Raw genomic sequence first — 16,724 nt, 5'->3', positions numbered from 1 at the left:
ATCAGCTCCTATGCAGGCGTCGTGGATCACCCCATTCGGGCCACGACCGGTCATGTCAGGGAAACGCCTGCTTTTAAGGCCCGCAGCGCGGCATCGCAAGAAGCTTGGGCACATGGCTCCCAAGACTTTAGAGAACGTTAAAGCCGCCCCGCTAGGCTGCCTGAACGATTGTCCATTTCTTCAGGCCGAGATGACCGATATCGGGTGCGCCCTGCGATCCGGCGACTGGCTGACGGCCGCGCGGATCAAGTCCTACAGCTGGATCCTGCTGGCCTTCACCATGGCCACGATCGCCGGCTGGATCGCGCTGTCCGACGGACTGATCGACCGTCACGGCAAGCCGATCGGCACGGACTTCTCCAACGTCTATGCGGCAGGCGTGCTGACCCTTCAGGGCAAGGCGGCTGACGCCTACGATCCGCCGCTGCAGCACGCGACGGAAAAGGCCGTCTTCCATGGCCGGGACGTGCCGTTCTTCGGCTGGCACTATCCGCCGTTCTTCTTCGCCGTCGCCGCCATCACCGCCATGCTGCCCTATGCCGGCGGGCTCGCGCTGTGGGTGGTGTCGAGCCTGCTTGCCTACCTTGCCGTCATGCGCGCGATCCTGCCGCGCCCCGAGACGCTGCTGGTTTCAGCCGCGTTCCCGGCGGTGTTCGTAAACATCGGCCACGGGCAGAACGCCTTCTTCACGGCGGCACTGCTCGGTGGTGCGCTGCTGCTGATCGAACGCAGGCCGTGGGTGGCCGGAATTCTGATCGGGCTTCTCGCCTACAAGCCGCAATTCGGCATGCTCATCCCTGTGGCTCTCGTCGCAGGCGGACGCTGGTCGACGATCGCGGCAGCCGGCATCACCGTCTCCGCCCTGGTTGTGATCAGCTTTGCTGCGCTCGGCGGCGATGTCTGGCACGCCTTCTTTCAGTCCATGACGTTCACACAGAACGTGGTGCTCGAACAAGGCGGCACGGGCTGGGAAAAGATCCAGTCGGCGTTCTCAGCCGCGCGCCATTGGGGCGCCGATGTCAAGACCGCCTATACGGTGCAGACCATCATGGCCCTGTCGCTCGCGACCGGCCTCGCCTGGCTATGGCGGAGCGAAGCGGCCTTCGATCTCAAGGCTTCGGCGCTGGCAAGCGCAAGCCTGCTGGCAACCCCCTATGTGCTCGACTACGACCTCGTGGTCACGGCGGTCGCGATCATCTTCTTCGTTCGTCACGGCCTTGCATGCGGCTTTCGCGACTATGAGATCAGCGCGCTCGGCGCAGCCTGGATCGTGCCGCTGCTGTCGCGCAGCGTCGCCGGGCTGACCACGGTGCCGCTCGGCCTCATGGTGCTGATCGCGCTGTTCGCCCTCACTCTGCTCCGCGCGCAGGCTGATCGCGCCTCCGAGATCAGCGGACACGCGCGCATCGCACAAGCGTGATCTCGATTGTTTGACGCTGTTGGAAAGTTGTTGTCTGCGCGTGCACTGCAGTAGCGCTTTTCGACTTTTTCCATCCGCCGGCTCTTGCGGCCTCGGCCCTTCGGCATCATTGTCTGGCCGCATTGCGGGACGATCTGGCGTCCGAATGCATGATTCTGCGACTGAACGATTCCTCGAACTCGATATTGGCCGGATGTACAAGCTCTATTCCATGCAGCGCTCAGGCAATAGCTACAAGGTTCGCCTTGCGCTGGCGTTGCTGAACGCGCCCTATCAGGCGATCGAGATCGACATTCTGCGCGGGGAGAGCCGCACACCTGAATTCCTCGCCAAGAATCCCAGTGGCCAGGTGCCCCTGCTCGAGGTCGGAGAGGATCGTTACATCGCCGAGTCCAATGCGATCCTGTGGTACGTCGCCGGCGGCACGCCGCTGGTGCCGGAATCGCGCATCGAGCGCGCCGAGGCGCTGCAATGGATGTTCTTCGAGCAGCACGCGCTGGAGCCCAACATCGGGGCTGCCTATTTCTGGCTGCTGCTGGTGAAGGGCGGGCGCGACCTGCAGACACATGCGCTGGAGGACTGGATGGAGCGCGGCTATGCAGCGCTGCAGGTGATGGAGAATCATCTCAAGACCAACGACTACTTCGCAGCCAGGCAGCTGACCGTCGCCGACATCGCTCTCTACGGCTACACGCATGTGGCCGACCGCTGCGACTTCGATCTGTCGACCTTTCCAAGAATCCGCAGCTGGCTGCGGCGGGTCGAGCAGGCGCCGGGCTTCGTCGCCATGGATTGGCAACCGGCGATGATCGACTCCGCCGGCATCGCCGCCGATTACGATTGAGCGGACACCGATCGCGCGAGATCCGTAAGACTACCGACCGCCCGTAGAATAGCGGAGAAAACACACGGAATGGTGGGAACAAATACCGCCAGCGCCATTGTTTTGCCGCTTTTGGCCCGCCACCGCCGCATTCCTGCCTGTCATTACTGCAGAATTTACCTCCGCGAGTGATTCGCTCGCGCATGTAGGGGTGAGGGATTCGAGGTCATGTATGGGTGGCATCGTGCTTCCGTTCCGAGTCTGTCAGGGATCCGAGGTCATTCCTCGCTGTCCCTGCTTGAACGTCCCGACGGCTCGTTTCGCGCCGGCGGCTTTCACGGCAATGCAACGCTGACTCTGTCGCCGCGGCTGACCAGCATCGTCGCCGCCTGCATCGCAGCTGGCACGCTATCGCTGGGCATAAGCATCGTCACCATCGCGACGCTCTCCATCCGCGCCCTGATGTCGACTTAGCCGCAGACATTTTTGAAAACCCTTCGCAGTTTTCGCGACAACAGGCGATGATTGTCTCGCGCTCCAAATGGCGATGAAATCAACGGTCGTAATCGTTGCCGTGACCCTGGCACTCGCGATCCTGCTGGCGGCGTCACTGCTGATCCTGATCGAGCGGAAGGGCGAGCTTTCGCTCTCTCCGCTCAGTGAAGGCGGCGGAACGGTTCAAGCGCAACTGACGCAGTTTCCAACAGAGAACGGACTTACTGATTGATCATGGATTGATCACAAGCGATGCAGGACGTATCGAGAGAGCCTTTGGCATAGCAACCGATGGCGGCTCATTGATGCATTCCTCTCCCATGATACGTGCCATCGCGCACGAGGACTATGATCGCTGGCTGCCTTTGTGGGACGGCTATAACAGCTTCTATGGCCGTTCGGGACCGACCGCGTTGCCGCCTGAGGTGACCGCGACAACATGGGCGCGCTTCTTCGATGCTGATGAGCCGGTGCATGCGCTGGTGGCCGAGCAGGACGGCAAGCTGATCGGTCTCGTTCATTACCTGTTTCACCGCACCACCACGACGATCGCACCGATCTGCTATCTCAACGACCTGTTCACGAGCGAAGCCGCACGCGGCAAGGGCGTCGGTCGCGCGCTGATCGAAGCGGTCTACACAGAGGCGCGGCGGGCAGGCTCTCCGCGGGTGTATTGGCAGACGCACGAGACCAACACCACAGCCCAGTCGCTCTACAACAAGGTCGCCGAGCGCTCGGGCTTCATCGTCTATCGCAAGACCTTGTAGACCCGCTGTCACGCAATGGTCACGTCACAGGCCTACGCTTCACGGGGCGCCTGATCACCCCCCGTCACCGATCACGCGTTCAGCGGTCCCCGTCAGTCGCCGTCTCTGACCGGGGCCGCATTTTTTTTGGTGAGAGGGATTGCCTCAGCCGAATGCGATCCCGAGCGACGTCCTACTTCTTTCCGCCGACCGTCTGGCGCACCTCGAAGCCTTCGAACTGCGGCGGTCCGAGATAAAGCGGCTTGTTGTCCCCGGCCCCTTTATGGGCAGCACGGAAGGCTTCCGACTTGGTCCAGTCCTCGAAGGCGGCTTTCGACGCCCAGATCGTGTGCGAGGCATAGAGCGTGTGGTCCTCGGCCTCCGGTCCCTTCAGCAGATGAAACTCGACAAAGCCGGGCACCTTGTCGAGATGGCTGTCGCGCGACAGCCAGACCTGCTCGAAGGCAGACTCCGAGCCCTTGGCGACGCGAAAACGATTCATGGCGATGAACATGCTGATCTCCTGGATGATGTGCCGCTGCGTTCAGGAATAGCAGACTTCGCCGCGCGATGCGCCTGCGGCGATCGTCGGCCATTGCGAGAGGCTCGGATGGGGCGTCCCGCTTTACGCCACCAGCCCCTTGATCGGCTTCACGGCAGCACTGTCCGGAAACACGCTCTCGCCGAGCGCGCGCTCGCCGAGGCCGAGATGATCGGCGAGCATGCCCTTGAAAACCGCGCGCAGATCCGTCGTCGGCGCGAGGTCGCGGCCCTGATAGAGGCTCGCGGTCTTGAGTGTCGGCCAATCGGCGATCACCCGGCCGCCCTTGACTGCGCCGCCGGCCAGCAGCGCGATGGTGCCGGTGCCGTGATCGGTGCCCTGGGTGCCGTTGATCTTCGCGGTGCGCCCGAATTCGGTGGCGACGACGACCACCGTATCGCGCCAGCGCGCGCCCAGCCCGCTCTCGAATTCGGCGAGCGCGCCATCGAGGCCCGACAGCAATTGCGCCAGCCGGCCGACCGCGCCGCCTTCATTGGCATGGGTGTCCCAACCGTCGAACGCCAGCGCCGCGATGCGCGGACCATCATCCGCGGCCATCAGCTTCGCCGCGCCGCGCGCCACCTGGCGCATCGCCGCGATCTGGTTGCCGCCCGGCTTCGGCTTCATGTCGTCGCCGAACGCGACCTTCTCCAGCTTCAGCCCTTGCGACAGCGCCGCCGCCAGCGCGGGATCACGATGCGTATAGAGCTCGACCAGCCGCATCGCGGTGTCGTCGTCGGCTTGCGGCAACGTCACCGGCGCCCAGCCGACGGTCGGCGCGGCACCGCGCAGCACCAGCGGCGCGGTCGGCCCGACCGCGAGCGCGCTCGACACCCGCACGCCACGCGGCAATGCCTCCAGGGCGCGGTTGAGCCAGCCGGACTGCACCCGGCCGGGCCCTGCGAAGCCGCTTTCGAGCACATCCTGGCCATCGAAATGCGAGCGCTCGCGATAGGGCGTCGCGACCGCATGGATCACCGCGGCCTGCTGGTCGCGATACATGCGCGCAAATTCCGGCATCGACGGATGCAGCGCGAAGAACGCATCCAGCGGCAGCGCCGGATGCGGCCCGTCGGCGGTCAGCGCGATCGCGCCATGCAGCCCGGCATAATCGGGATCGCCGATCGGCGCGACGGTAGCGAGCCCGTCGAGCGCGCCGCGCAGGATCACCACGATCAGCCGCGGATCGCGCTGATCGGCGGCGCGGGCGAATTTCGGCAGATAGGCCCAGGCCGCAAAGGAGGCGCCGGCCAGCAGCACGTGGCGGCGCGAGGTCAACAGCGTCGTCCTGATCTGCTCCATCGTCATCTCCTCTGGAATTCCGGCGACATCAGCAGCAGCGCCAGCGCCTGCTGGCGCTGCTCGGCGCGCTCGATCGTGCGTCTTGTATCGGCGGAGGCGGCGTCGCCCGCGACGAGCTCCAGCATGTCGCGCGGATCGAGATTGTTGCCGAGACGCGACGCGAGCTGCGCCGAGAGGTCGAGCCGCAGCTTCATGCCTTCGGGCGCCGCCCACATCGCATTGGTGTCGGCAAATCCGTTCGGCCCCGCCGGCGCCCACAAGGGCTGGCCGAGCGTATTCAAAGCGTTGAGATAGAAGCCGGGATCTTCAGGCACGCGCGACAGCAGCCGGCCGCCTGCGATCAGGAACTCATAAGGCGAGCGGATCTTGGTCAGCGGTGCCGACCAGGCTTCGTCGGCATCGATCAACGCCGATGTCACCGCCCTGAGATCGCCGTCGTGGGTCTTGAACACCGCTTCGAGGCGCGCCACCAGCGCAGGCGGCGGATCGTCGGCCACAAAGTGGCGCGCGAGCTTGGTGGCGATGAACTTCGCGGTCGAGGGATGACGCGCGATGTCGGCGAGCGCCGCCTCGCCCTGGGCCAGGCCGTCATCCGGATAGACCTTGCCGAGCAGGGTCTGCGGCCCCGGCTGATGCGCATTGGCGTTGAAGACGAAACTGCCGGGGGCTGCGTTGCGGCTGTTGCGCCCGGCAAAGCTCCAGCCGGTGATGATGCGCGCCAGCGATGTCACGTCTTCCTGGGTGTAGCCGCCGCCGACGCCGAGCGTATGCAGCTCCATGATCTCGCGCGCGAGATTTTCGTTCAGACCGCGCTTGCGGTTCTGCCCGGCGCGCGACTCCGGTCCGAGCGATTCCTGGTTGTCGAGGAAGAACAGCATCGCCGGATGCTGCTCGACCGCCTTGAGCATGTCGGCGAAGCGCCCGAGCACATGCGGCCGAATCGCCTCGCGCTCGAACGCGCCCGCCCACATCCGCGCCAGCTCGCCCTTGCCAGCCGAGATGCAGAAATGGTTCGACCAGAACGCCACCAGGCGTTCCGTCACGCCGCAATCGGCCAGCACCGCGCGCTGCAGCCGCGCCAGCGCCTCGGCCCGGAAGGTCTTCTGGACGACGTTGGGCGGCTGCTGCGGCTGCGGCTTGGCTTGGACCGCCTGCATCGCCGGCGCGGCCTCGCCAGCCTGAGGCGACAGGCTTGCCGCCTGCGGGGCGGCGGGCGATGGCGACGCCATCGGCAGATCGGCGCCCGTGGCCGGCGGGTTGCGCGTCTGGCCCGGCTGCTCCGGCGACGCATCTGACTTGGCGGCGGCTTCGCGCGCCCGCTTGACCTCGTCCTGATAGGCAAACACGGCCTCGGCGAGGACAGGCGTCGCCTGCAGGCCGGGCAGTTCCAGGAGCGCGCCATTCGGACGGGCCAGCTCGGCCTTGACGAAGCCGCGCGGATCGGACGCCGCATTCATCAGATCGCCGGAGGCGCCGCCGCGCGCGCCGAAGCCGAAGCGGTTCAGGGCGATCAGAGCGCCTTGTGGATCACGCGCCATGGCAAATCCTCATCAGCGAGCCCCCTTGCGCAGATCATCGCGGGGAGCGTGCTCATGCCGCATCCAGACTGCGATAGCGCGGCAGATTGTCACGGACTATACTTGCCGGAGCAGATGAACCGGACATGAAAAGGACTGCCGGGACGTGGTTCCGAACATGACAAATCGTTTAGCAAAGGTTACCGCGCGGCAATTGAGCTGCGAGTCGTGTGGCGCGGAATTCACCTGCGATCCCGGCGGCGCGTGCTGGTGCTTCGAGGAAACCGTGCGCCTGCCGCTGCCGGCCGGCGGACAGAGCCGGTTCAAGGACTGCCTGTGCGCGCGCTGCCTGGCCAGGTTGGCGGGCGAAGCGGAGCCGCGCTCATGACGCGCTGGCACGTCGAAGCCGTTTTGCTCGACATGGACGGAACACTGCTCGACACCGAGCAGGTCTACCTCGAGGCATCGATCGCAGCGCTGAATGCGCTCGGCTATCACGACGGCGTTGTCGAGCTCTGTCACGCGATGATCGGAATTCCCGGGCCTGACAACGAGCGCACCTTGCGCGACCATTTCGGCGACAACTTTCCGCTCGTCGAAGTCAACCGCCTGTTTGCCGCCAAGACCGCCGAGATCCTGCAGGCCGGCATGCCGCTGAAGCGCGGCGTCATCGATCTGCTCGATGCGATCGACGCCGCCGGCCTGCCCAAGGCGGTCGTGACCTCGTCGTCGCGCAACACGGCCGCCGAGCATCTTCGCCTGGCCGGCATCGATCATCGGTTCGATGCGGTATTGACCCGGGACGATGTCAGTCGCGCCAAGCCGCATCCGGATCTGTATCTGCTCGCCGCGCAACGCCTCGGCACGCGCGCGCCAGCCTGCGTGGCGATCGAGGATTCCAATCCCGGCGTCGCTGCGGCGCATGCCGCGGGCGCAATCACGCTGATGGTGCCGGACATCGTGCCGCCGACTGATCGCTCCCGCGCGACATGCGTGGCGGTGCTTCCGCATCTCGACGCCGTCCGCGAACTGCTCGGAGAGCGGCTGCAGCTGGCATCGCCGACGTGACCATCGTCTAGCGGCTGCGGTGTGCAGCGGCCCGCTTGCGCGCCGGACCGGATCTCGAACGCCGCGTCAGCGCCGCCGCCGCCAGCGACCGCGCCGCCTCGCCGGCACTCTCCATGTAGCTGGCGTCCCGGTGCAGCAGCACGACCGCGAACGATCCGTCGAGCAGCAGCAGCATCTGCCGCGCGAGCTCGGCGGCGCCGCTGATCCCTTCGGCTTCGAACACTGCCTGCAGCCAGGCCTCGAACTTCTTCTTGTGCGCGGCGCCGATTCGGATCGCGGGATGACCGGGCAGATTGGCCAGCTCCGCCGTCGTGCGCAGGAAGCCGCAGCCGCGCCATTTGGGATGCCGCGCGGCGCGCGCAAGCTGCCGGAAGAGACCGGCCAGCTTGTCGGGCAGCGCTCCCGGGGTCTCCTCGAACCAGCGCTTGAACAGCTCCAGATTGGGCTGGTCGCGCGCCGCCAGATAGGCCGCGACCAGATCGTCCTTGCTGCGGAAATGATAGTACAGCGTCTTCTTGGTGATCGCTGCCTTCTCCGCCACCGCATCGACGCTGACGGCGCGGATGCCTTCGGCATAGAACAGCCGGCTCGCGGCGGCGAGGATGCGCGTCCGGGTCGCCTCGGAGGAACGGGTCATGACGGCACCTTAAGTATACTGACCAGTGAATATACGTTGAGCGTCACGGCGCCTAGTCTCCCGGCGTTCGCTGCCAGCGCGCGAGGAGCCGCCATGACCGACACCGTTCTGCTCGACATCACCGACCGCATCGCCCTGCTCACCCTCAATCGTCCGGAGCGCCTCAACGCGCTCAGCTACCGATTGATCGACGCGCTGATGGCCATGCTCGACCGCATCGAGACCGACGCCGGCGTCAGGGCGATCATCCTCACCGGCGCCGGCGACCGGGCGTTCTCGGCCGGCGCCGACATCCACGAATTCGCCGCGAGCGTCGGCGATGGCCGCAGCGTCGCCTTGCGCGACTTCGTCCGCCGCGGCCAGGCCATGACATCGCGATTGGAGGCCTTCCCGAAGCCGATCATTGCCGCGGTCAACGGGCTCGCCTTCGGCGGCGGCTGCGAGATCACGGAGGCCGTGCATCTGGCGGTCGCGAGCACGCGCGCCAGCTTTGCCAAGTCGGAAATCCGCCTCGGCATGCCTCCGACCTTCGGCGGCACGCAGCGGCTGCCGCGGCTGGTGGGCCGCAAGCGCGGCCTGGAACTGCTGCTGACCGGCGACGCGATCCCGGCGCAGCGCGCAGCGGAGATCGGCCTCGTCAACGCGGTCGTGCCACACGACCAGATGTTGCCGGCCGCGCGCGAACTGGCAAAGCGCATCATCCGCCATGGCCCCGAGGCCGTCACGAGCGTCATCACCGCCGCGACCCGCGGGCTCAACATGGCCATCGGCGAGGGGCTTCAGGTCGAAGGCGAGCAGTTCGGGCGTCTCGTCGGCGGTCGCGAACTGGAGCATGGATTGGCGGCGTGGCGCGAACGAAGGCCGCGCGCGTCGCTCTAGACCGGATAGCCCGGCGAGTTGCGGGCCAATCCGTCGAGCGCGTCGAGCAGCCGCTCGCGCCAGGCGTAGACGCTGTCGGTCTCCTCCAGCAGCCGGAACGGGCTTACCACTCGCGCCCATTGGAAGCCGCCGAACACGATGTAATCGGCATAATTGGGCGCGTCGCCGCCGAGGAAGGGCTGCGTCTTCAGCGTCTGGCGCAGCGGCTCCAGCGACTTGCGGAACCCCACGACCGCCTGGTCGCGCGGCGCCATGATCTCTTCGAGACGCTTGCCGAACCGCGCCTCGCGCGACTGACGGAAATAAGCGGCGTCGACGGCGGCCAGGTTGTTCGGAATATCGGCGATGATGAGCGGGAAAATGCCGCCGACGATGGCGATGTCGCCCCACGCGTTGAGGAACCGCGCCATCGCGCGGCCGCCGGCGCCACCGAACAGCGACGGCCGGTCCGGATAGGTGTCCTCCAGATAGGTCGCGATGATCCAGGAATCGGCCACCGCGCGATCGCGGTCGAGCATCACCGGCACCTTCTCCGATCCGTACGGCGCCAGCGCGCTCTTCTCGGTGAAGCGCCAGGGGATCGACTCCACGCTCAAGCCCTTATGGGCCAGGGCCAGTCGCGAGCGCCAGCAGAACGGACTGAATGGGCGGCCAGCATCGGTGCCGACAAGTTCGAACAGCTTCAGTGCCATGTCTTCGGTACCATGTCCCGGCCTCTCCCCGTGTCACGGCGTTTTCTAGCCGATGCAGCGGCCATTGTCGCGCAACAGCTGCGCGCCCGCCGCGGTGACCGCGACGACCAGCCCTGCGCCGCCGATGGCCGTGCGGGTCACATAGCCGGCGTCGGCCGCATCCTCCCAGATTGTCAGCCGGGGACAGCTTGTGCGCCAGGTCTCGATCACCTCGGCATGGCGGCGCGGCGCGCGCGCGACCCATTCGACGAAGTCCAGCACCAGGGGATCCACATTCGTGCTCATGCTGTCCTCATTCGGCTGCGATGGATCGCTGGGCGATCAGCATCAGCCAGCCGGCATAAAGAATGTAGTAGCTCGCCACGACCGTGATGATGCGGTTCGCCCAGGTCCTGAACTGCTGCTCGCTCATCGACTCCAACAGCTGCCGCGCCAGTGTCGTGCCGAGCATCGAGGCCATCACCGCGATCATCGCGAGCATGGGGTCGAGACTGGCGGCCTGATCGATGATGCCGCCGAAATAGATCAGCTTGGTCAGGTGGCTTGCGACCTGGCACGTGGCCTTCGTCGCAACGATCGACCTGCGGTCGAAGCGCGCGCCGAGAAAGAAGGTATCGAGCAGCGGACCGGACACGCCGGTCATCAGCATCAGCCCCATGCAGATCGTGCCATAGATCGCGCCCTGCCAGACACTGTCCGGATCGGGCCTGAGTCCGGCCGGCAACAGCCGCGCCATGAATGGCGTGACGCCGAGCAGCAGCAGCGCCACCGGCTTGTCCGGCACGTAGCGCACCAGCGCCCAGAGGCCGAGCGCCAGCGCGCAGCCGATCAGATACACCGCGACCGGCCGCCAGCGGATATGGCGGCGCCACAGCACCGCGCGCCAGCCATTGGACGCCATCTGGGTGATCGCATGCAGGACCATGGCCGCCGGCAGCGGCAGGATCGCGAGCAGAACACCGATCAGGATCAGCCCGCCGGCCATGCCGAACAGACCCGACAGAAAGGCCGTTGCCACCATCAGTAATCCGAGCGCTGCAATCAGGACGGGCGACATGGCTGATCTCCTCTGCAAGCGAGGATGTCGCACTGGCGGCCGCGGCACAAACCGAGTTATCTTGCCCTCCATCAGTTTTCCTGAGGGCTGGCATGCGGCGGCTTCTGTTTCTGAACGGCATCAAGGCATTCGAGGCGGCAGCCCGCACCGGCAGCTTCGCCGCGGCGGGCACCGAGCTCAACGTCTCGGCCGCCGCGATCAGCCGCATGGTCAACCTGCTGGAGCAGCGCCTCGGCGTCGTCCTGTTCGAGCGCAAGGCCAACCGGCTGGCGCTCACCGCGGCCGGCCGCGCCTATCAGAGCGGGCTCACCCCGATCTTCGACGCGTTGTCCAGCCTGACCGCGCAGATCATGGCGCCGTCGTCGATGCGCGTGCTGACGCTGGGCGTCGGACCGACCTTCGCGATGAAATGGCTGATCCCGCGGCTCGCCGATTTCAGCGAGGAGGAGCCCGACATCGAGGTGCGCATCACCACCGGCGGCGCGGCCGTGCCGTTCGGCGACGATTGGAGCTGCGGCATCCGACTGGGCGATGGCGCCTGGCCGGGGCTCGTCGCCGAACCGCTGTTTGCCGCCGACCTCGTGCCGGTATGCACGCCGCGGCTGGCTGCAACCCTGAAGCGACCGAGTGACCTCAAAGGACCAAGCCTGCTGCGGGTGTCCCATGCCGCCGAGGACTGGTCACTTTGGTTGAAGGCTGCCGGAGTCTCGCGCATCACAGCACGAGGTACGGAGTTTCAGTATTACGGCCATGCGCTGCAAGCGGCTATCGACGGGCTTGGCGTCGCGATGGGCATCCGCCCCTACATCGATGACGATCTCGCCGCCGGACGTTTGGTCGCACCCTTTGCTCTGACGGTGCCAAAAGGCGAGCGTTGGTATCTCGTCTATCGCAGCTTTCAAGCTGGCCAGCGCGACTTCACCGCCTTCCGGCGCTGGATCATGCAGGCGGCGGCACTGTCCGCGACACGGAATTCTCAGCGCAAGGAGGCCAGCAAAAAAGATGCAGCGGTGTGAACCCGTTCACATGTAGTTCGACGTATTAATGCTGTCATCGCCGTTCATCATATCCAGGGCTGGACAATGACGAACTTGTACGAAGATTTTGCCATAGAATCCTTCGAAGCAGGGCGCGGCTTGTGGCACGCACGAATCCGCCGCGTCGATATGTCTCCTGTGGTGATTAATGGTGTTTCGTTTCCCTCGGTCGAGGTCGGCTTTGCATGGTCGGATGCAGATAGGGCCGTGGCCGACGCCAAGAGTCATATCGACCGGTTCCGCACGCGGTGGTCATAGTGCGGCGGATTTGCAGCCGATCCAAGATATCGACCAAACCCCGTGAAAAGACGGATAGCGCGGTACGGAGCAATCTCCGACAGTAGGAGCTTACCGAAGCCACGTCGATCCGAGCATTCATACCCATCATTCGAAATGCCAAGCGTATTGGTAATGCGGACTGCAATTCATGGCTGAGCCTGCCCTCAAACACCTGACCTACTCCGTTCGAACGCGATGCCCTGATTGCGATGGGGAACTGAGCATTCTGAGCGTCATCAATGGCCGCGGCGGTTCCGAGTATTGGGCGCTGCAATGCGTCGCCTGCCAGGGCGTCCATCTCGACATCGTCGAGCCTCCGACCCGTCATTAGCGTCGTCGTGGCGGCGCCCTGCGGCGCCGCCACTCCGTCCGGGGATGATCCGGCACCGCCGGGCGCCCTGCGCCGGCGACTTGTCCACAAGCCGTGCTGCTGCCACCATGCTGTCAGCAAGGTGCTGGCTGTCGTGCAATCGCTCTTTCATGTCGGCGCCTCCCGTCCCATATTCGGCGCATGGCGAAGACCTCCGACACTCCCAAGAAGCCTGGCCGAACTCCGAAATCCAAAGCGCACCGCCCGGACGTGCAGCCGATCGCGCCGGCGCTCGCCGAACTGCTCAACCCCGCCATCAATCGGGGTGAGAGCGGCATCGGTTCCTCAACGGGATTGAAGCCGCCGCCCGACAATTCGTGGGACCGTCGCAGCGGCGGCGAGGCGGCCGCGCATCGTGCCCGCGCGTCGACCAAAGGCAAGGGGGCCGATATCGCCGGCCGCGATGCAGCCGACCATCCGATGCCGATGCGGCCCAATCCCCAGCCGGCTGGGGCTCGTCCGCTCGCGGCTGCGGACGGCGCCGCCGCGACGCCGGGAGATGACGGGTCGAGCACCACGGATGAAAGCCAGGCGCTGACCGGCCTCGCTGAAGCTCCGCAGGCGACATACGGCACGGCCGCCACCATCCCGACGCTCGATCCCGAGCTGGCGCGGCAGCTCGGGCTGCCGACCGCCGAGGATGACGAGGAGGCGCTGGCGCGACCGCCGCGCAACAAGATGGAGGCGCTGGGGGTCAAGGCCACGGCCGAGGCGCTGGAGGCCCTGATCCGCGAGGGCCGCCCCGAGTTCCGCAGGGACGACGGCTCGCTGAAACTGTGGACGCCCCATCGGCCGCCACGCCCGGACAAGTCGGAAGGCGGCGTCCGCTTCGAGATCAAATCGGCCTACGAGCCCAAGGGCGATCAGCCGCAGGCGATCGCGGAACTGGTCGAGGGCATCAATCGCAACGACCGCACCCAAGTGCTGCTCGGCGTCACCGGCTCGGGCAAGACCTACACCATGGCCAAGGTGATCGAGGCGACACAGCGCCCGGCGATCATTCTCGCCCCCAACAAGACGCTCGCTGCGCAGCTCTATGGCGAGTTCAAGAGCTTCTTCCCGGACAATGCGGTCGAGTACTTCGTCTCGTATTACGACTATTACCAGCCCGAGGCCTACGTCCCGCGCACCGACACCTATATCGAGAAGGACTCCTCGATCAACGAGCAGATCGACCGGATGCGCCACGCCGCGACGCGTGCGCTGCTGGAGCGGGACGACGTCATCATCGTCGCCTCGGTGTCCTGCATCTACGGTATCGGCTCGGTCGAGACCTACACCGCGATGACCTTTGCGCTGAAGAAGGGCGAGCGCATCGACCAGCGCCAGCTGATCGCCGATCTGGTCGCTCTGCAATACAAGCGCACCCAGCACGATTTCACTCGCGGCACCTTTCGGGTGCGCGGCGACGTCGTCGACATCTTCCCGGCGCACTACGAGGACCGCGCTTGGCGGGTGAACCTGTTCGGCGACACCGTCGAGAATATCGAGGAGTTCGATCCGCTCACCGGCCACAAGCAGGACGAGCTCGAATTCATCAAGGTCTACGCGAATTCGCACTATGTCACGCCGCGGCCGACCCTGGTGCAGGCGATCAAGTCGATCAAGCACGAGCTCAAGATCCGGCTCGACCAGTTGCACGCCCAGGGCCGCCTGCTGGAGGCGCAGCGGCTGGAGCAGCGCACCACCTTCGACATCGAGATGATGGAAGCGACCGGAAGTTGCGCCGGCATCGAGAACTATTCGCGCTATCTGACCGGCCGCCGCCCCGGCGAGCCGCCGCCGACCCTGTTCGAATACGTGCCCGACAATGCGCTGGTGTTCGCCGACGAGAGCCACGTCACCATCCCGCAGATCGGCGGCATGTTCCGCGGCGACTTCCGCCGCAAGGCGACCTTGGCTGAATACGGCTTCCGCCTGCCCTCCTGCATGGACAACCGCCCGTTGCGGTTCGAGGAATGGGACATGATGCGGCCGCAGACGGTGGCCGTCTCCGCGACGCCCGGCGGCTGGGAGCTGAACGAGGCCGGCGGCGTGTTCGTCGAGCAGGTCATCCGTCCGACCGGACTGATCGACCCGCCGGTCGACATCCGTCCCGCCCGCACCCAGGTCGACGATCTGCTCGGCGAGGTCCGCGCCACCGCGCAGAAGGGCTATCGCTCGCTGATCACGGTGCTGACCAAGCGCATGGCCGAGGACCTCACCGAATATCTGCACGAGCAGGGCATCCGCGTCCGCTACATGCACAGCGACATCGACACGATCGAGCGCATCGAGATCATCCGGGACCTGCGGCTCGGCGCGTTCGATGCGCTGGTCGGCATCAACCTGCTGCGCGAGGGCCTCGACATTCCCGAATGCGCGCTGGTCGCCATCCTCGACGCCGACAAGGAAGGTTTTCTGCGCAGCGAGACCTCGCTGATCCAGACCATCGGCCGCGCCGCCCGCAACGTCGACGGCAAGGTGATCCTCTACGCCGACCAGATGACCGGCTCGATGGAGCGCGCCATCGCCGAGACCAACCGTCGCCGCGAGAAGCAGGTCGAGTACAACACGGCCCACGGCATCACGCCGGAGAGCGTCAAGAAGTCGATCGGCGACATCCTCAACTCGGTCTATGAGCGCGACCACGTGCTGGTCGAGACCGGCGGAGGCACCACCACCGATGACGTGATCTCGATCGGGCACAATTTCGAGACCGTGCTGGCCGATCTCGAAACCCGCATGCGCGAAGCCGCCGCGGATCTCAACTTCGAAGAGGCGGCCCGCCTGCGCGACGAGGTCAAGCGCCTGCGCGCCACCGAGCTCGCCGTCGTCGACGATCCCACCGCCAAGCAGCGCACCGTGCAGGGCAAGGCCGGCGCCTATGCCGGCGCCAAGAAATACGGCGACGCCGCCAATTTGCCGACCACAGCGATGAAGGGACGGGGCTCTGCCCGGAGCTCCTCGTCCCGCACCGGCGGTCCCTCCGTTCCCTCCCCCCTCGTGGGGGAGGGTCAGGGAGGGGGGCCCACGAGTCGCGGCGGCCGTGGCAGCGGAAAGTCCGGCAACCGCGACCCGCTCGCGCCATCGCTCGACGATATCCTCAGCGGCGGCTCACGCAGCGCCTCCAAAGTCCACAAGCCCCATCTCGACGAGATGCACGGCCCGGAATCCCTGCCCTACCGTCCCAATGCCAAGCTGCCGCCAAAGCCCTTCGGCGGCAGCAGCAAGATCATCCAGCCGACCAACTCCCGCGAGTCCGGCCCCGAATTCGGCCCCGCCCCGCGCTCGACCGGCGGTGCTCCGGGAAAGCGCGGCGGGTGGAAGAAGCGGTAGACGCAGCTTGAGGGCTCACTCGGAACAGCAAGCAGCTGATCAGAACGTCGTTCCATTGCGGCGGCGCACGGTCACTTCAATGCCGTGGCCTGCCATACAGCTCTTGTAGGCCGCCCCCTGAGCCTCGCTGGCCTGCATGTTCTTCCATTGCTGAGCGGTGACGCCCGCCTGCGCCAGACAGGCGGCCTTGACCTTGCCTGCGTCTGTGCGACCGCCGCTGTCCCGGCACAATCGATATGGCTCGGCCTTTTCGGCCGGTACGGCATAGGCGCGCCACTGCTCCGGAGTGAAGCCGTATTTCTTCATGCAGGCCAAGGCCTGCGGTGTGTCATTGCGTGCCTCGGCGTGCAGCGCCGTTGCCGTCAGTGTCGAGAGCAAAACGATCAATGGAATTGTCTTCAACGAACTGTCCCTTTCAGATTGGGTGGTGATGAAGTGACGCTGCGAGGACAAGCAGCCCAATGACCCACTCGAAACAGCTGCCGGGCCCGTGACCAGAACGACGCCGTTGAGGCGAAACAGACAGACGAACTTCAATGCAAA

Annotated in this window: 19 protein-coding genes; 11 read left to right on the top strand and 8 right to left on the bottom strand. The window is 65.8% G+C overall.

Annotation, left to right across the window (positions count from 1 at the left end):
• Positions 1 to 190: 190 nt before the first annotated feature.
• From BBTA_RS08380 to BBTA_RS08360, 5 genes are all read left to right on the top strand, one after another.
• Positions 191 to 1,420: a glycosyltransferase family 87 protein gene (locus BBTA_RS08380; RefSeq protein ID WP_012042037.1), complete on the top strand. Its 1,230-nt coding sequence runs from the start codon at positions 191 to 193 to the stop codon at positions 1,418 to 1,420.
• Between the two features lie 193 nt (positions 1,421 to 1,613).
• Positions 1,614 to 2,264: a glutathione S-transferase family protein gene (locus BBTA_RS08375; RefSeq protein WP_012042036.1), complete on the top strand. Its 651-nt coding sequence runs from the start codon at positions 1,614 to 1,616 to the stop codon at positions 2,262 to 2,264.
• A 207-nt stretch (positions 2,265 to 2,471) separates the two neighbouring features.
• Positions 2,472 to 2,717 (top strand): hypothetical protein, encoded by a 246-nt coding sequence (locus BBTA_RS08370; RefSeq protein ID WP_012042035.1) that lies wholly within the window; start codon positions 2,472 to 2,474, stop codon positions 2,715 to 2,717.
• A gap of 67 nt (positions 2,718 to 2,784) precedes the next feature.
• Positions 2,785 to 2,970: a hypothetical protein gene (locus BBTA_RS08365; RefSeq protein ID WP_012042034.1), complete on the top strand. Its 186-nt coding sequence runs from the start codon at positions 2,785 to 2,787 to the stop codon at positions 2,968 to 2,970.
• Between the two features lie 73 nt (positions 2,971 to 3,043).
• Entirely contained in the window at positions 3,044 to 3,505 is a 462-nt protein-coding gene (locus BBTA_RS08360; protein WP_041750481.1) for a GNAT family N-acetyltransferase, read from the top strand.
• Between the two features lie 172 nt (positions 3,506 to 3,677).
• Here BBTA_RS08360 and BBTA_RS08355 read toward each other — a convergent pair whose 3' ends face one another.
• The 3 genes from BBTA_RS08355 to BBTA_RS08345 form a co-directional block, all read right to left on the bottom strand.
• Positions 3,678 to 3,998 carry an antibiotic biosynthesis monooxygenase gene (locus BBTA_RS08355; RefSeq protein ID WP_012042032.1) on the bottom strand — a complete coding sequence of 107 codons (321 nt, stop codon included), beginning with the start codon at positions 3,996 to 3,998 and terminating at the stop codon, positions 3,678 to 3,680.
• Positions 3,999 to 4,109: 111 nt separating this feature from the next.
• A complete protein-coding gene (locus BBTA_RS08350; protein WP_012042031.1) occupies positions 4,110 to 5,333 on the bottom strand; it encodes a DUF1501 domain-containing protein in 1,224 nt (407 codons plus the stop codon).
• Positions 5,330 to 6,865 (bottom strand): DUF1800 domain-containing protein, encoded by a 1,536-nt coding sequence (locus tag BBTA_RS08345; RefSeq protein WP_012042030.1) that lies wholly within the window; start codon positions 6,863 to 6,865, stop codon positions 5,330 to 5,332. Before BBTA_RS08345 ends, BBTA_RS08350 begins: the two co-directional genes overlap by 4 nt.
• Positions 6,866 to 7,010: 145 nt before the next feature.
• Here BBTA_RS08345 and BBTA_RS08340 point away from each other — a divergent pair, with 145 nt between their 5' ends.
• Positions 7,011 to 7,232: a cysteine-rich CWC family protein gene (locus BBTA_RS08340; RefSeq protein WP_041750480.1), complete on the top strand. Its 222-nt coding sequence runs from the start codon at positions 7,011 to 7,013 to the stop codon at positions 7,230 to 7,232.
• Complete coding sequence (locus tag BBTA_RS08335) at positions 7,229 to 7,912, top strand: HAD family phosphatase (protein WP_041750479.1); 684 nt, start codon at positions 7,229 to 7,231, stop codon at positions 7,910 to 7,912. Before BBTA_RS08340 ends, BBTA_RS08335 begins: the two co-directional genes overlap by 4 nt.
• A gap of 7 nt (positions 7,913 to 7,919) precedes the next feature.
• Here the strand turns inward: BBTA_RS08335 and BBTA_RS08330 are convergent, their stop codons facing one another.
• On the bottom strand, positions 7,920 to 8,549 hold the full coding sequence (locus BBTA_RS08330) for a TetR/AcrR family transcriptional regulator (RefSeq protein ID WP_012042027.1): 630 nt from the start codon (positions 8,547 to 8,549) through the stop codon (positions 7,920 to 7,922).
• A 93-nt stretch (positions 8,550 to 8,642) separates the two neighbouring features.
• Here BBTA_RS08330 and BBTA_RS08325 point away from each other — a divergent pair, with 93 nt between their 5' ends.
• On the top strand, positions 8,643 to 9,428 hold the full coding sequence (locus BBTA_RS08325) for a crotonase/enoyl-CoA hydratase family protein (RefSeq protein ID WP_012042026.1): 786 nt from the start codon (positions 8,643 to 8,645) through the stop codon (positions 9,426 to 9,428).
• Here BBTA_RS08325 and BBTA_RS08320 read toward each other — a convergent pair.
• The 3 genes from BBTA_RS08320 to BBTA_RS08310 are packed head-to-tail and all read right to left on the bottom strand — an operon-like array spanning position 9,425 to position 11,177.
• Entirely contained in the window at positions 9,425 to 10,120 is a 696-nt protein-coding gene (locus BBTA_RS08320; protein ID WP_041750478.1) for a glutathione S-transferase family protein, read from the bottom strand. The two genes, BBTA_RS08325 and BBTA_RS08320, sit on opposite strands and share 4 nt — an antisense overlap.
• Before the next feature lie 45 nt (positions 10,121 to 10,165).
• Entirely contained in the window at positions 10,166 to 10,405 is a 240-nt protein-coding gene (locus tag BBTA_RS08315; RefSeq protein ID WP_012042024.1) for a hypothetical protein, read from the bottom strand.
• Positions 10,406 to 10,412: 7 nt separating this feature from the next.
• Positions 10,413 to 11,177 (bottom strand): sulfite exporter TauE/SafE family protein, encoded by a 765-nt coding sequence (locus tag BBTA_RS08310; protein ID WP_012042023.1) that lies wholly within the window; start codon positions 11,175 to 11,177, stop codon positions 10,413 to 10,415.
• Positions 11,178 to 11,269: 92 nt separating this feature from the next.
• Between BBTA_RS08310 and BBTA_RS08305 the strand changes: the two genes are divergently transcribed.
• The 3 genes from BBTA_RS08305 to uvrB all read left to right on the top strand — a co-directional run bounded on the left by BBTA_RS08305 (position 11,270) and on the right by uvrB (position 16,181).
• On the top strand, positions 11,270 to 12,193 hold the full coding sequence (locus tag BBTA_RS08305) for a LysR substrate-binding domain-containing protein (RefSeq protein WP_012042022.1): 924 nt from the start codon (positions 11,270 to 11,272) through the stop codon (positions 12,191 to 12,193).
• A 66-nt stretch (positions 12,194 to 12,259) separates the two neighbouring features.
• A complete protein-coding gene (locus tag BBTA_RS41775) occupies positions 12,260 to 12,472 on the top strand; it encodes a hypothetical protein (RefSeq protein WP_041750477.1) in 213 nt (70 codons plus the stop codon).
• Between the two features lie 532 nt (positions 12,473 to 13,004).
• Entirely contained in the window at positions 13,005 to 16,181 is a 3,177-nt protein-coding gene (gene uvrB / locus BBTA_RS08295) for an excinuclease ABC subunit UvrB (RefSeq protein WP_012042019.1), read from the top strand.
• Between the two features lie 39 nt (positions 16,182 to 16,220).
• On the opposite strand, the gene BBTA_RS08290 is transcribed toward uvrB, so the two are convergent.
• A complete protein-coding gene (locus BBTA_RS08290; protein ID WP_148221419.1) occupies positions 16,221 to 16,583 on the bottom strand; it encodes a hypothetical protein in 363 nt (120 codons plus the stop codon).
• Positions 16,584 to 16,724: the final 141 nt, after the last annotated feature.

The organism is Bradyrhizobium sp. BTAi1, from assembly GCF_000015165.1.
Taxonomy (GTDB): Bacteria; Pseudomonadota; Alphaproteobacteria; order Rhizobiales; family Xanthobacteraceae; genus Bradyrhizobium; species Bradyrhizobium denitrificans.
This window is presented reverse-complemented; position numbering and strand designations above follow the sequence as displayed.